The organism is Acidithiobacillus ferrivorans (genome assembly GCF_016250455.1).
Lineage (GTDB): Bacteria > Pseudomonadota > Gammaproteobacteria > Acidithiobacillales > Acidithiobacillaceae > Acidithiobacillus > Acidithiobacillus ferrivorans.
Window position 1 is genome coordinate 1,081,742 of sequence record NZ_CP059488.1, and the last position, 12,732, is coordinate 1,094,473.

Below are 12,732 nucleotides of genomic sequence, written 5' to 3' on the forward strand. Positions count from 1 at the left end.
TCTCCTTCCTTTCAGGGCAATTCAGGGATCCGCCATGGGCTTAGAAGCTGTCATCTCCTCGGTAGTGCTGATCCAAAAGGATAGCCCTTTCATGGGGCTTTTGCTGATCCTTTGGGGGGGTAACCTTCCGCCGAATGAATCCCGCCGCGGTGGCCGAGTCTTATGGTCAATGCCTCCACTCCACCGCGAACCCCAGCAGGGCAAGGGTGAAATCCAGCAAATCGTGCGGATGGCTGTAAAAGGAAAATCCAAGTCAATGCGTGGTCCGCCGCGGTCGAGCGGTGTGCTGGTTTATGGACTGTTGCTGGCATCTTTCGCTGTCGGAGCACACGCTGACAGTGCCGGTACCTGGCAATCGTTAAAGAACTGGGGCCAAAATCAGTGGTCAGCGGCCACCGCCGCACTGCCGCACACGCCCGTAACGGTGCCGGCGCGAGGGACGATTGAAGTGGCCTTCTCGCCGCCGGGCGGGGCGACAGCGGCCATTGTGCAGGCCGTTGGCGAGGCGAAGCAACGGGTCTGGGTGCAGGCCTACAGCTTCACCAGCGCGCCGATCGCCAAGGCCGTGCTCAGCGCCGCCAAAAGAGGGGTCGAGGTGAAGGTGGTGCTGGATAGAAGCCAGCGCACCCAGAAATATTCGGTGGCCGATTTTTTCGCCAACCAGGGTGTGCCCGTTTACGTTGATGACCAGCACGCTATTGCCCATAACAAGGTGATGGTGATCGACTCGGGGACGCTGATCACGGGCAGCTTTAATTTCAGCAAGGCGGCGGAGCAGGCCAATGCCGAAAATCTCCTGATATTTCGGGAGAATCCTGCACTACAGCAGCTCTACGCTGACAACTTCCGCTTTCATCTCAGCCATTCGACGCCCTACACGGCGCGTCATGGCTTGGATTAAGCCAGCCTAGACGAGCCCTTCCAGCAACTGTACCTCGACCAGACTGCCGGCCTTGGCATGCTCCGCTTCGGCCGCGAGAATGATCAAGCAGTCGGCATGGGCCATTCCACTCATGATATGGGAGGCCTGCTGGCCGACGCCAGCCACCTTAAGCCCGGAGGGCGTCTGTACCAATACACCACGCTGAAAATCGGTGCGTCCCGGTTTTTTCTTAAGGTCCTCTGTCAGAGGAAGTTGCAATGGCGGCGCGATCCAGGGGGCGGTTTTGCCCATACGTTTGAGGATACTGGGGCGCACGAACTGGTAAAACGTCACTACGGTGGCAACAGGGTTGCCAGGCAGACCAAAAAATGTGGCATCGCCCAGTTGTCCGAAAGCCAGAGGGCGCCCGGGTTTCATGTTTATTTTCCAGAAATTGATGGTGCCGAGGCGACCGAGGAGTTCGGCGATGTAGTCGGCGTCGCCCACGGAGACGCCGCCGGTGCTGATCACCACATCGGCCATGGTTGCGGCGCTGTGCAGGGCCGCTTCGATCTGCTCAGGATCGTCGACGATACGGCCGAGATCAAGGATTTCACAGCCGAGGCGTTGCAGCATGCCGTGCAGGGCATAACGGTTACTGTCGTAGATTTGTCCTGGACCCAGCGCGCTGCCCAGTGGGCGCAACTCATCGCCCGTAGAGAAAAATGCGACCCGCAGACGGCGATACACGGTGAGTTCGGCAACACCCAGACTGGCGAGCAGCCCGATTTGGGCGGGACGCAGCCATGTTCCGGCTTCAAGGGCCAGGGCACCGGCTTGCAGGTCCTCACCGGGCTGGCGGATATTCGCTCCCGTCTTGCTGACCGCCTGCGGAGTGACCTGATCAGCGTGGACTTCTGCCTGCTCCTGAACGAGCACGGCATCCGCGCCTTCCGGGACTACGGCACCGGTCATAATACGTACACACTCGTCGGCACCGACATGCCCCTTGAAGGGATGTCCGGCAAAAGACTGGCCGATGATGCGTCGTACGGCATCGCCGTCAATGCTGCGCAGGGCGTAGCCATCCATGGCCGAATTGGACCAGGCGGGCACGTTGGCAGGGGCATGAATGTCGGTGGCCAGTACCCGTCCCAGCGCATTGCCGAGATGGATATTTTCGGTACCTTGCACCGGCAGGCTGGCCGCGAGGATGGCATCCCGTGCATCGGCGACATTTTTAGCCAGGGAATCATGTTCGTTACCACCACAACAGTGCGCCATGTTTAATCTTCCTTTTTTATCCATTGCCGGATGAATTGCGCGATGGCGGACGGCGTATTCAGGTCCAGTTGAACGCCGGGAATGTCCAAAACGCTATCTGTCGCCACAGCGATGATGCCGGGGTCCTCTGCCGCAAGCAGGGGACGCCCGAGACCTGGCCGGTACACTTCGATTTTCGGCAGCGCCAGTGCCTTGTTCCCCTCCATCAGGAGCAGGTCTGGCAGTGGTTGCAGGCTGGCGCTGATGGTCTCCAGGTTGACTTCCGCCGGCGCCGGTCGGCTCATAAGCCAGCGTTTCGGGCCCTGCAGTAATACGGCATCTGCACCTGCCTCCCGTAAACGGTAACTGTCCTTTCCCGGTACATCCCAGTCCACATCATGATGGGTCGACTTGACGACGGCGACCTTCAGTCCATATCCGCGCAGCAGGGGAATCAGGGCGCAGAGCAGGGTGGTCTTACCGCTACCGCTATATCCTACTACACAGAGCGTTTTCATGTCATATCCTCTGGATGATTGCAGTTACGCAGCAAGTCGGCGGGCAGGGTAAGACCGGCAAAAGAGAGGTCCTGGAACCAGCCTTGCGCTCGCCGCCCGCCGCCGTCCAGATAACGCTGTAGCTGGGGCAGCTGAGCGCGGCGACACAGACAGATGACCGCATGCCAATGGTCGGCGCTGCGCACCACCACCAGGTCATGCCCGCCTTTGGCCTGCCACATGCGGCGCACGATATCCTGGGGTAAATAGGGACCGTCTACCGGGATGCTGGCTACCCAGGCTTGCGTCGCGGCATGCATTCCGGCGGCGAGGCCCATGAGCGGGCCCTGAAAGTCTGCCGTCAGATCAGAGACGACCGGATACCCCCATTGTGCATAACGCTCCAGATTGCGGTTGGCGCTGATGACGATGTCGGTACAATCCCCGTGCAGGATGGTGATGGCCCGCTCAATCAGGGGTTTTCCCTGCCAGTCCAGCCAGCCTTTATCCGCGCCAGCCATGCGCCGACCGGCGCCACCGGCCAGAATGATTCCGGTGACCGGTAGCCGTTGGCGTGTATTCTGTGCGTTGGGTAGGGGTGCCGGGGTGCTGATGGACGGGTTCACGGGTGTCGTGCCTTGCTGGTAATGCCTATGCTATCCTTCCACAATTCTTTCCTGAGTAAAACCCGGAGCGGTTATGTGGAATTGGTTGCGGGGCAAGATGGAGCCTGTCGCCCCGCCCAGCGGAGTCGTGATAGATGCGGGTATCCCGGCGCAGGACCGGGTGGCGGAACTCCCCTTGCCGGAGCCCCTTTTTATTCTGCACTACAATGGTTTTGGTCTGTTGCCGGAAAATCCCGATCTGCGTCAGATTCTGCTGGAGACGGCGCGGAGCGGTGACTTCCTCCGGGATATGCCGCGCGTCAGCGCCCAGCAATTGGCGGCAAGGGCCGGATTGCAGGCGCGCTTTGGCGTGGATACCGACACCGTGGCGCGTTTCTTTCGGGTGCTGCACGCCGAGATTACCCGGCGCATGTATGTGGAAGCCGCCCGGGAGCGCGAAGGCGCGGCGGGGCTGCGCCTGACTCTACTGAAGCCGGAAACGGCCACGCCGGAAGACCAGGCCATTGTCAACGCCGATGCCCATGGTCTCGGTGCCGGAGTCTATCCCTTTACCCATATTCCCGAAAACCCCCACCCGGGGACGGAAAACCCATTTATTATTCGTGTCGTGATGAAAAAGGATCTGGTATGAAAAAAATAGCCATCTTCGCCGGTGACGGCATTGGTCCGGAAATCGTGGCGGCTGCCCGGCAAGTGCTGGATGCCGTGGATCAGGCTGCCCACCTTGGCCTGCGTTGTAGTGAAGGCCTGGTGGGCGGGGCCGCGCTGGACGCCAGCGATGATCCCTTGCCGGCAGCCTCTTTGCAGTTGGCCATGGAGGCGGATGCGGTCATTTTGGGCGCGGTAGGCGGCCCCCGCTGGGACGCGTATCCACCTGCCAAACGCCCGGAACAGGGACTGCTGCGCCTGCGCAAGGGCCTGGATCTCTACGCGAACCTGCGTCCCGCGCAGATTTTTCCGCAGTTGCTGGATGCCTCGCCCCTACGTCCGGAGCTGGTACGTGATGTCGATATCCTGGTGGTGCGCGAGCTGACCGGGGACATCTACTTCGGTCAGCCGCGCGGCCTGGAAGTGGTCGACGGCAAGCGCCGTGGCTTTAACACCATGGTCTATGACGAGGATGAAATTCGCCGTATCGCCCATGTAGCCTTCCGCGCTGCCCAGGGGCGCCGTAGGCAGTTGTGCTCGGTGGACAAGGCCAATGTCCTGGAGGCCACGCGTCTGTGGCGCGAGGTGGTCACCGAGGTGGCACGGGACTATCCTGATGTGCAGGTCAGCCATATGTATGTGGATAATGCCGCCATGCAACTGATTCGCGCCCCGGCACAGTTCGACGTGCTGCTGACCGGCAATATGTTCGGTGACATTCTTTCTGACGAAGCCAGTCAATTGACCGGTTCCATCGGTATGCTGCCCTCGGCTTCACTGGGCGAGGGCCGGGCGATGTATGAGCCCATCCATGGCTCGGCGCCGGACATAGCCGGGCAGGACAAGGCGAATCCCCTGGCCACGATTCTGTCCGTGGCGATGATGCTGCGCCATTCCCTCAACGCCGAACCCTGGGCGCAGCGGGTGGAAGCGGCGGTGCAGCTGGTGCTGGAGCAGGGCCTGCGCACGGCGGATATCGCAGCGCCGGGAACGCCGGTAATCGGCACCAGCGCCATGGGTGCCGCGGTGGTCAACGCCCTGAACCTGAAGGATTGATACACAGATGCAAAAATCACGATACAACGTGGCTATTCTGGGCGCTACCGGAGCTGTTGGTGAGGTCATGCTGCAGATTCTCGAGCAGCGGAAGTTTCCGGTGGATAAACTCTATCTGCTGGCCAGCAGCCATTCGGCGGGTGGGCGCCTGCCCTTCACGGGCAAGCAGGTTCTGGTCCGAGATGCGGCGACTTTTGACTGGTCGCAGGTCGATATCGGGCTGTTTTCTGCCGGTGCCAAGGTCAGCGCAGAGTATGCCCCAAAGGCAGTGGCTGCCGGGTGTGTGGTCATCGACAACACCTCTCAGTTCCGCTATGACGATGAAATCCCGTTGGTGGTGCCAGAAGTAAATCCGCAGCGGATTGCCGATTACCGGCGCCACGGTATTATCGCCAACCCCAATTGCTCGACTATCCAGATGCTGCTGGCGCTAAAACCCATCGCCGATGTGGCGGGCATCGAGCGGGTGGTGGTCGCGACTTATCAGGCGGTCAGTGGTGCGGGCCGGCGGGCCATTGAAGAACTGGGGCAGCAGACCCTGGCGATTTTTCGTCATGAAGAGGGCGTTACCGAGGTGTTTCCCAAGCGGATTGCCTTCAACTGTCTGCCGCAAATAGATGTTTTTCAGGAAAACGGCTACACCAAGGAAGAAATGAAGATGCTTTGGGAGACTCGCAAGATCCTGGAGATTCCGGATATTGCGCTGACTGCCACCTGTGTACGGGTGCCCGTGTTTTATGGCCATTCCGAAGCGGTCAATGTGGTAACCCGTGAACTTATTACGCCAGGGGCCGTCCGCGCGTTGTTGGAAAAGGCGCCGGGCGTCGTTGTCGTCGATGATCGCAGCACCGCCACCTGGCCTTCAGCGCTGGATGCAGCGGGGCAGGATGCCACCTATGTAGGTCGTATTCGCGGCGATTGCTCCCATGAACGTGGAATCAATTTTTGGGTAGTGGCTGACAATATTCGCAAAGGGGCGGCGCTGAACAGTGTACAGATTGCAGAGTTACTGGTTCGCGACTATTTATAGAGATGTTATTGGCAAGCATGCTTGTCGAACTGCGCATCTGTTACCAAAATGAGGAAGATAATGATGGATAGGAAGAACTGGTTGTGGGTCATGGCTGGCATGGGCCTCCTCTTGCCGGGTATGGCGCAGGCGCTGGGGCTTGGCGGGCTGCATGTGCTTTCAGCGCCGGGAGAACCTTTTCGTGCAGAAATTTCCATACAGTCGTTGAATCCGCAAAGCGAAGCCAGTCTCAGTGCCGGTCTGGCACCTGCCAGCGCCTTCGCAATGATCAATCTTCCCAAGGCTGGTGCACTGGATCAATGGCACTTTACGGTGCGAAGTGGTGACAGACCGGCCATATTGATCAGTAGTCCACTGCCACTGCCACTGGCTCAGCCAGCGCTGCATTTCCTGGTGCAGATGGATTGGTCGGGAGGGCAGATGGTACGCGAATACGCGGCATACAACGCCGGAGCTAACGTGGTTTCCGCACCCCGGACCATGATGTCTGCTCCGCAGACCAGCGCCTCGCCGACAATGCTGCAGCCCGGCCGCCACGCAGCACCTGCCCGCATCTATCATGGTTGGTCCAGGGTGAACCGTTATGGCCCGGTGCCGGTCAATGGATCTCTGTTCCAGGCGGCTCAAGATATTACACGCAGTAGCGCGGTCACCCTCGACCAGGTCATGGCCGCTCTGGTGAAGGCCAACCCGCGGGCCTTTAAGGACGGCAATCCTACCTACCTCTATGCCGGCAGCATGCTGATGGTGCCCAGTCTGGCACAGGTGCAGTCCGTTTCACCCGCGCAGGCCAGTACTTGGTTGTCTGCCCAGCATGCGAACAGTGTGTCTGTTGCTACTGCGCCTGCCGCAACGCCCCCGGTTATTGCACCGGCCGCTGCTGTGGCAGCAGCGGTGAAAACCGCCGGTAACTCGACGCATCTGGTGCTTTCCAGTGCACCTGCGGCAGCGGCTACCGCTGTCGTAGCCAGCGCCGCCTCCGCTGCCACAACAGGTCAGTTGCCGGTGGCGGATACGGTACTGCGTGATGACAACCAAAAATTGATGGTCGAAGTGGCCAGTCTGGGTCAGCGCCTGAACGCAGAGGCGCGTCTGCTGGCCAGTCAGGAAGTGCAACTTGCGACCCTTTCCCGGACGACAGGTAACAGCAGTCTGTTTAATGACTTTCCGCTGCTCATATCGTTAGGCGGTAATATTCTTCTGCTGCTTTTGTTCCTCTGGATGCTACGTCGACAAAAAGAGGCGGAACAGCGCCAGCGCGAGATTTCGCAGCGAATTTCTACTTTGAGTGCGGCACCGAAAGAGGCGAGTCCTCAACCCCAGTCTCCCACATCGGTGCTTAGTGCAGCGCCGCCCCCCGTTGTTTCGCCGCCGTCGAGTGTCCAGCCTGCTGCGGTCGGCGCACCCATATATGATGCCCTGCCAGGTCTTGCCCTATCTGTAAATCACCCGGAGGAAAGCGCCAAGGATGCATATGCCGGCGCGGAAGTCGATCCACTTGAACAGGCCGATCTCTACCTGACCTACGGTAAGGCGGAACAGGCAGTTTCCGTGCTCAATGAGTCTCTCGAAGCGAACCCACGGCGTAAGGAACTGTACGTCAAGCTGCTCGATATTTATGCCAATCTGGATCGCCATGAGGCGTATCTGGATCTCGCTGAACGCATGCGGGGGCGTTTCGGACCGCATAATGCTGTGTGGCAGGAAGTGGCCTTACAGGGGGCACGGCTTTTTCCCGGTAATGCGCTCTTTGCCAGCGCTGCGGAGACGACGGCGACAGTTCCCGAGCCTGTTACTGAGATACCGTTGCCTGCTGAGCCTGTGGAAGAGTCCGCGGCACATGCTCCCTTGGATATGTTGGATTTCCACTTTGGTCATACCCCAGTGGAGCCGGCCGCAGCGGCAGAAGAAGAATTCCCGCCGGAGGAGAAAGCCCGGCTTCTGCAAAACATTGACGAGCAGTTTCGGTTGATGGATGAGACTCGTGGAACCAGTGAGACGCTGGATGTCGATTCAAATTCAGAAGAATCCCCCACAGCGTGGGAAGCTCCAGCTGCCGCGCCCTTGTTCGGCTTGGTCCGGCCTGATGAACCATCCACGCCCACCCTGCCTGCCGCTTTTTCCGCAGCCGTGGAATCTCCTGCCACTGGGGAAGCATATGCTGTCCAGGATGTTGCGGATTGGGACGCGGTCGGTACCAAACTCGACCTGGCCAAGGCCTATGTGGAAATGGGAGAGGGCGAATCGGCGCGCGATTTGCTCATGGAAGTGACGCGGGAAGGCAGCAGCGCTCAGCAGGAAGAAGCCAGGCAGTTGCTGAAAACGCTTTAAGCTGCGCTTGGTAATGGAATCCGTTGTGCCAATGGCTGGCACCCGCTGGGCCTTGGGGCTTGAATACGATGGCCATGGATTCTGTGGCTGGCAACGCCAGTTGGATCAGGAAAGCGTGCAAGGTGTTCTGGAAACAGCGCTGAGTCATGTGGCCCAGTGTCCGGTCAGCGTCATCGTTGCCGGGCGCACCGATACGGGGGTGCATGCCCTGTGTCAGGTGGTGCATTTTGACAGCCCGGTCGTGCGTCCCCCCGAGGCTTGGGTACGTGGTGCCAACACCTGCTTACCCAAAGGCGTGGCACTGCGTTGGGCCCGGGCTGTCCCGGACCATTTCCACGCCCGGTTCTCCGCCATGGCGCGGCGTTATCGTTATATGATTCTCAATCAGCGTGAAAAATCAGCACTATGGCGGAACCACACGGCTTGGATATATCGCCCTTTGGATGTGCAAGCCATGCAGGTAGCAGCGCAAACTCTACAGGGGACCCATGATTTTTCCGCCTTTCGCGCCTCTGCCTGTCAGGCCAAAAGCCCCATACGGGATTTGTGCCGACTGCAAGTCACGCGTCGAGGCGATCTGATCGCCGTTGATGCCGAGGCTAATGGTTTCTTGCATCACATGGTGCGTAATCTTGCGGGGGTGCTGATTGCCATAGGCAAGGGTGACCGACCCGTGGGCTGGGCAGCAGAGGTGCTGGCCAGTTGCGATCGCTGTCAGGCTGGCGTTACGGCCCCACCGGGCGGCCTCTATTTTGTGGCGCCGCGTTACCCTGCGGAGTTCGGGTTGCCGGTGGATGCGGTGGACGCCGGTTTCTTGATAGGGGATTAACGGGCGCACCGGATGACGGCACTCATGCTTTCTGCATGTCGCGGTGTTAGAATGCGCTGATGGTACGTATCAAAATATGCGGTATCACGAATGCAGCGGACGCGCGCGCGGCGGCGGCTGTCGGTGCGGATGCCATCGGACTGGTATTCTACCGTAAAAGCCCGCGGGCTTTAGATGCTGCGCGTACCCAGGAAATTCTCACGGCCTTGCCGCCCTTCATCACCCGCGTTGGCCTTTTTGTCAACGCAGATGCTGCTGAAGTGGCCGCAACTCTGCAGCAATACCCTTTGGATGTCCTGCAATTTCATGGCGATGAATCGCCATCCTTCTGTCGCAATTTTGACCGGCCCTATATTAAGGTGCTGCGGGTGACGGCGGCGCAAGATCTGCGACCAGCGGTGGATGCTTATCATGACGCGCAAGGACTGCTTCTGGACTGTGCAGTGCCGGGAGTCTGGGGAGGATCGGGCCAGAGTTTCGACTGGTGGCGGCTGGCGGATCTGGGTAAGCCCTGGATTTTGGCCGGCGGGCTGCATGCCGGCAATGTTGCCGAAGCTATCGCTATCGCCCGGCCTTATGCGGTAGATGTGAGCAGCGGGGTGGAGATGTCGCCCGGACGCAAAGATCATGACAAAATGGCACAGTTTGTTGCGCGGGTGCGCAGTGCCTGAGGGAGAGAAAATGGGAACTTATGCTTTGCCGGACGCATCCGGGCACTATGGGCCTTACGGCGGGCGGTTTGTTGCAGAAACCCTGATTCCGGCGTTGGAGGAACTGGAGCATGCCTATCAGGAGGCGCAACGGGATCCGGAGTTTCGTGCCGAGCTGCACAGTGAGTTGCGCCAGTTTGTCGGTCGTCCCAATCCGCTCTATCATGCGGCGCGTGTCTCCAGGGAACTGGGGGGGGCGCAGATTTACCTCAAGCGGGAAGATCTTAACCACACCGGTGCACACAAAATCAATAATGCCGTCGGTCAGGCTCTGCTCGCCCGGCGTATGGGCAAAAAACGGGTAATAGCCGAGACGGGCGCAGGGCAGCATGGCGTCGCCACGGCGACGGTCGCGACCCGCTATGGTATGGAATGCTTGGTGTATATGGGCGAAGAGGATATCCAGCGTCAGTCCAGCAATGTATTTCGCATGCGTTTACTGGGGGCGCAGGTGGCGGCGGTAAGCAGTGGTACGCGTACCCTGAAAGATGCGCTCAACGAAGCCTTGCGTGACTGGGTAACCAATGTTGAAAGCACTTTTTACGTGATCGGGACGGCCGCTGGACCGCATCCTTACCCGGTCATGGTGCGGGAATTTCACCGGGTGATCGGTGACGAGGCTCGGACCCAGTGCCTCGATCTGACGGGGCGGCTCCCCGATTGTCTGATCGCCTGCGTGGGGGGGGGCAGTAATGCCATCGGGCTGTTTTATCCATTTATCGAAGATAAGGCGGTGCGCATGATCGGGGTCGAAGCGGGCGGACTGGGACTCAGCACGGGACAGCATGCCGCCCCTCTGACCGCCGGACGTCCAGGAGTGCTGCATGGTAACCGGACCTACCTGATGGAAGATGAAGACGGCCAGATTTTGCCGACGCACTCCATCTCGGCGGGGCTGGATTATCCGGGGGTGGGGCCCGAGCATGCCTATCTGAAGGACAGCGGGCGGGCAGAATATGTGGCCGCTACCGATGCAGAAGCGCTGGCCGCTTTTCATCGCTTGTGCCGCACCGAGGGCATCATTCCGGCACTGGAAACCGCCCATGCACTGGCCCATGCCTTCCACCTGGCGCCAAGCATGCGCTCTGATCAAACCATTATCGTCAGCCTGTCCGGGCGAGGGGATAAGGATATTCATACCGTCGCCGCTCTCGAGGGGATTCATTTATGAGTCGTCTGGGCGGACTGTTTGTTCAACTCCAGGATGCGGGTCGTGCCGCCCTCATTCCTTTTATGACGGCGGGTGACCCCTCGCTGAGCGCGACCGTGCCCCTGATGCACGCGCTGGTCGCTGCCGGGGCCGATGCCATCGAACTGGGAATGCCCTTTTCCGACCCCATGGCCGACGGTCCCAGCATCCAGCGCGCCAGCGAGCGGGCGTTGGCGCGGGGGGTGAAACTGCGCATGGTACTGGAGTGGGTGCGCGAATTCCGCATGACCAACAGCCACACGCCCGTCATCCTCATGGGATATCTGAATCCGGTGGAAGCCATGGGCATAACCCCGTTCGCCGAGGCTGCTGCGACGGCGGGGGTGGACGGGGTCATCCTGGTGGATCTGACCCCGGAAGAGGGGCGCGGCGAAGCTGTCGTTCTCCAGCAGCACGGTATTGATCCTATTTTCCTGCTGGCGCCCACCAGCGGCCCGGAACGCGTGGTGACCGTTCGCAGTATGGGCAGCGGTTTTGTGTATTACGTTTCTCTGCGTGGCATTACCGGCGCGGCCCAGGCGGACTGGGCGGAAGTTCTGCAACGGGTACAGGATCTGCGTCGGCAACTGGGTCTGCCCGTCGCCATCGGTTTTGGCATTCGCGATGCGGCGACGGTGGCGCGGGTGGCGACCGGCGCCGACGCGGTGGTGGTCGGCAGTGCGCTGGTCGAGCAACTGGCGGCGTGTGCGACGGATCAGGAAGCCATTGATGCGGCCTGCCGCTTTATCGAGCCGCTGGCCCAGGCCGTGCGGACAACGGAAAGGAGAGGCGTATGAGTTGGTTCGATCGGGTGCTGCCGCCCAAAATAAAAAAAGCGCCCATAGCGACCCCCAGCGCAACCGAGAATAAGCGTACCGTACCCGAGGGCCTGTGGTCCAAGTGCCCCACCTGTCAGGTGGTGCTCTACCGCACGGAGTTAGAGGAGAACCTTTTCGTCTGCCCCCACTGCGGACATCATCAGCGGATCAGTGCCCGGCAGCGCCTGGATTGCTTCCTCGATGCGGAGCCCCGCCTGGAGATCGCGAAGGAATACGTCCCGGTGGATCCCCTGCGTTTCAAGGACCAGAAGCGCTATAAGGATCGGCTGCAGGAAGCCCAGGCCAAGTCCGGAGAGAACGATGCCCTGGTGGTGATGCGTGGCCGCCTCAAAGGGCGCCCGGTGGTGGCCGCGGCCTTTGCCTTCGAGTTCATGGGCGGGAGTATGGGCTCGGTGGTGGGCGCCCGCTTCGCCAAGGCGGCGGAGACGGCGCTGACGGAACGTTGTCCACTGGTCTGCTTCAGTGCCAGCGGTGGGGCTCGGATGCAGGAAGGACTTTTTTCCCTGATGCAGATGGCCAAGACTTCTGCCGCCGTGGAGCGCCTGGCCAAGGCGGGGGTGCCTTTCATCTCGGTGCTCACCGACCCGACTATGGGCGGTGTTTCTGCCAGTTTGGCGACCTTGGGGGATATCCTGATTGCGGAGCCCAAGGCGCTGATCGGCTTCGCCGGACCGCGGGTGATCGAGCAGACCATCCGCGAAAAGCTGCCGGAGGGTTTTCAGCGCTCGGAGTATTTGCTGGAGCACGGCGCCATTGACCAGATTGTCGATCGTCGCCAGATGCGCACGGTGGTGAGCGAGATGCTGAGGATGCTGACGCATGCTGAGAGTGCGTATTAACAGCCGGACACGG

13 protein-coding genes are annotated in these 12,732 nt (G+C 60.3%); 10 read left to right on the forward strand and 3 right to left on the reverse strand.

Annotated elements, in window-relative coordinates:
• The first annotated feature begins 34 nt into the window (after nt 1-34).
• A complete protein-coding gene (locus H2515_RS05520) occupies nt 35-901 on the forward strand; it encodes a phospholipase D family nuclease (protein ID WP_232821574.1) in 867 nt (288 codons plus the stop codon).
• A gap of 6 nt (nt 902-907) precedes the next feature.
• Here H2515_RS05520 and moeA read toward each other — a convergent pair whose 3' ends face one another.
• From moeA to mobA, 3 genes are read right to left on the reverse strand one after another with little or no spacing between them, the layout of a single operon-like run.
• Nucleotides 908-2,146 carry a molybdopterin molybdotransferase MoeA gene (gene moeA / locus H2515_RS05525; RefSeq protein ID WP_198661120.1) on the reverse strand — a complete coding sequence of 413 codons (1,239 nt, stop codon included), beginning with the start codon at nt 2,144-2,146 and terminating at the stop codon, nt 908-910.
• Nucleotides 2,147-2,148: 2 nt separating this feature from the next.
• On the reverse strand, nt 2,149-2,643 hold the full coding sequence (mobB, locus tag H2515_RS05530; RefSeq protein ID WP_065413714.1) for a molybdopterin-guanine dinucleotide biosynthesis protein B: 495 nt from the start codon (nt 2,641-2,643) through the stop codon (nt 2,149-2,151).
• Nucleotides 2,640-3,248, reverse strand: coding sequence for a molybdenum cofactor guanylyltransferase MobA (gene mobA, locus H2515_RS05535; RefSeq protein ID WP_065413713.1), 609 nt, complete (start codon nt 3,246-3,248; stop codon nt 2,640-2,642). Before mobA ends, mobB begins: the two co-directional genes overlap by 4 nt.
• Before the next feature lie 73 nt (nt 3,249-3,321).
• Here mobA and H2515_RS05540 point away from each other — a divergent pair, with 73 nt between their 5' ends.
• Genes H2515_RS05540 through accD form a run of 9 tightly spaced genes read left to right on the forward strand, consistent with a single transcriptional unit; the run spans nt 3,322 to nt 12,719 of the window.
• Entirely contained in the window at nt 3,322-3,879 is a 558-nt protein-coding gene (locus H2515_RS05540) for a hypothetical protein (RefSeq protein WP_065413712.1), read from the forward strand.
• Nucleotides 3,876-4,952, forward strand: a complete 1,077-nt coding sequence (gene leuB, locus H2515_RS05545; protein WP_198661121.1) for a 3-isopropylmalate dehydrogenase — start codon at nt 3,876-3,878, stop codon at nt 4,950-4,952. Before H2515_RS05540 ends, leuB begins: the two co-directional genes overlap by 4 nt.
• 7 nt (nt 4,953-4,959) lie before the next feature.
• Nucleotides 4,960-5,982: an aspartate-semialdehyde dehydrogenase gene (locus tag H2515_RS05550; RefSeq protein ID WP_198661122.1), complete on the forward strand. Its 1,023-nt coding sequence runs from the start codon at nt 4,960-4,962 to the stop codon at nt 5,980-5,982.
• A 60-nt stretch (nt 5,983-6,042) separates the two neighbouring features.
• On the forward strand, nt 6,043-8,313 hold the full coding sequence (locus tag H2515_RS05555; RefSeq protein ID WP_198661123.1) for a FimV/HubP family polar landmark protein: 2,271 nt from the start codon (nt 6,043-6,045) through the stop codon (nt 8,311-8,313).
• A gap of 31 nt (nt 8,314-8,344) precedes the next feature.
• Entirely contained in the window at nt 8,345-9,142 is a 798-nt protein-coding gene (gene truA, locus H2515_RS05560) for a tRNA pseudouridine(38-40) synthase TruA (protein WP_232821575.1), read from the forward strand.
• A 59-nt stretch (nt 9,143-9,201) separates the two neighbouring features.
• Entirely contained in the window at nt 9,202-9,813 is a 612-nt protein-coding gene (locus H2515_RS05565; RefSeq protein ID WP_198661124.1) for a phosphoribosylanthranilate isomerase, read from the forward strand.
• 10 nt (nt 9,814-9,823) lie between these two features.
• Nucleotides 9,824-11,023 (forward strand): tryptophan synthase subunit beta, encoded by a 1,200-nt coding sequence (gene trpB / locus H2515_RS05570; RefSeq protein WP_198661125.1) that lies wholly within the window; start codon nt 9,824-9,826, stop codon nt 11,021-11,023.
• On the forward strand, nt 11,020-11,838 hold the full coding sequence (trpA, locus tag H2515_RS05575; RefSeq protein WP_198661126.1) for a tryptophan synthase subunit alpha: 819 nt from the start codon (nt 11,020-11,022) through the stop codon (nt 11,836-11,838). Before trpB ends, trpA begins: the two co-directional genes overlap by 4 nt.
• Nucleotides 11,835-12,719 carry an acetyl-CoA carboxylase, carboxyltransferase subunit beta gene (accD, locus tag H2515_RS05580; protein WP_035190123.1) on the forward strand — a complete coding sequence of 295 codons (885 nt, stop codon included), beginning with the start codon at nt 11,835-11,837 and terminating at the stop codon, nt 12,717-12,719. Before trpA ends, accD begins: the two co-directional genes overlap by 4 nt.
• The last annotated feature ends 13 nt before the right edge of the window (nt 12,720-12,732 follow it).

Bases quoted from the DNA above. Each gene is read 5' to 3' on its own strand.
- H2515_RS05565 (WP_198661124.1), top strand. From the start codon at position 9,202: ATGGTACGTATCAAAATATGCGGTATCACGAATGCAGCGGACGCGCGC.
- H2515_RS05520 (WP_232821574.1), top strand. From the start codon at position 35: ATGGGCTTAGAAGCTGTCATCTCCTCGGTAGTGCTGATCCAAAAGGAT.
- accD (WP_035190123.1), top strand. From the start codon at position 11,835: ATGAGTTGGTTCGATCGGGTGCTGCCGCCCAAAATAAAAAAAGCGCCC.
- mobB (WP_065413714.1), bottom strand. From the start codon at position 2,643: ATGAAAACGCTCTGTGTAGTAGGATATAGCGGTAGCGGTAAGACCACC.
- H2515_RS05555 (WP_198661123.1), top strand. From the start codon at position 6,043: ATGATGGATAGGAAGAACTGGTTGTGGGTCATGGCTGGCATGGGCCTC.
- truA (WP_232821575.1), top strand. From the start codon at position 8,345: ATGGCTGGCACCCGCTGGGCCTTGGGGCTTGAATACGATGGCCATGGA.
- H2515_RS05550 (WP_198661122.1), top strand. From the start codon at position 4,960: ATGCAAAAATCACGATACAACGTGGCTATTCTGGGCGCTACCGGAGCT.
- trpA (WP_198661126.1), top strand. From the start codon at position 11,020: ATGAGTCGTCTGGGCGGACTGTTTGTTCAACTCCAGGATGCGGGTCGT.
- moeA (WP_198661120.1), bottom strand. From the start codon at position 2,146: ATGGCGCACTGTTGTGGTGGTAACGAACATGATTCCCTGGCTAAAAAT.
- leuB (WP_198661121.1), top strand. From the start codon at position 3,876: ATGAAAAAAATAGCCATCTTCGCCGGTGACGGCATTGGTCCGGAAATC.
- H2515_RS05540 (WP_065413712.1), top strand. From the start codon at position 3,322: ATGTGGAATTGGTTGCGGGGCAAGATGGAGCCTGTCGCCCCGCCCAGC.
- trpB (WP_198661125.1), top strand. From the start codon at position 9,824: ATGGGAACTTATGCTTTGCCGGACGCATCCGGGCACTATGGGCCTTAC.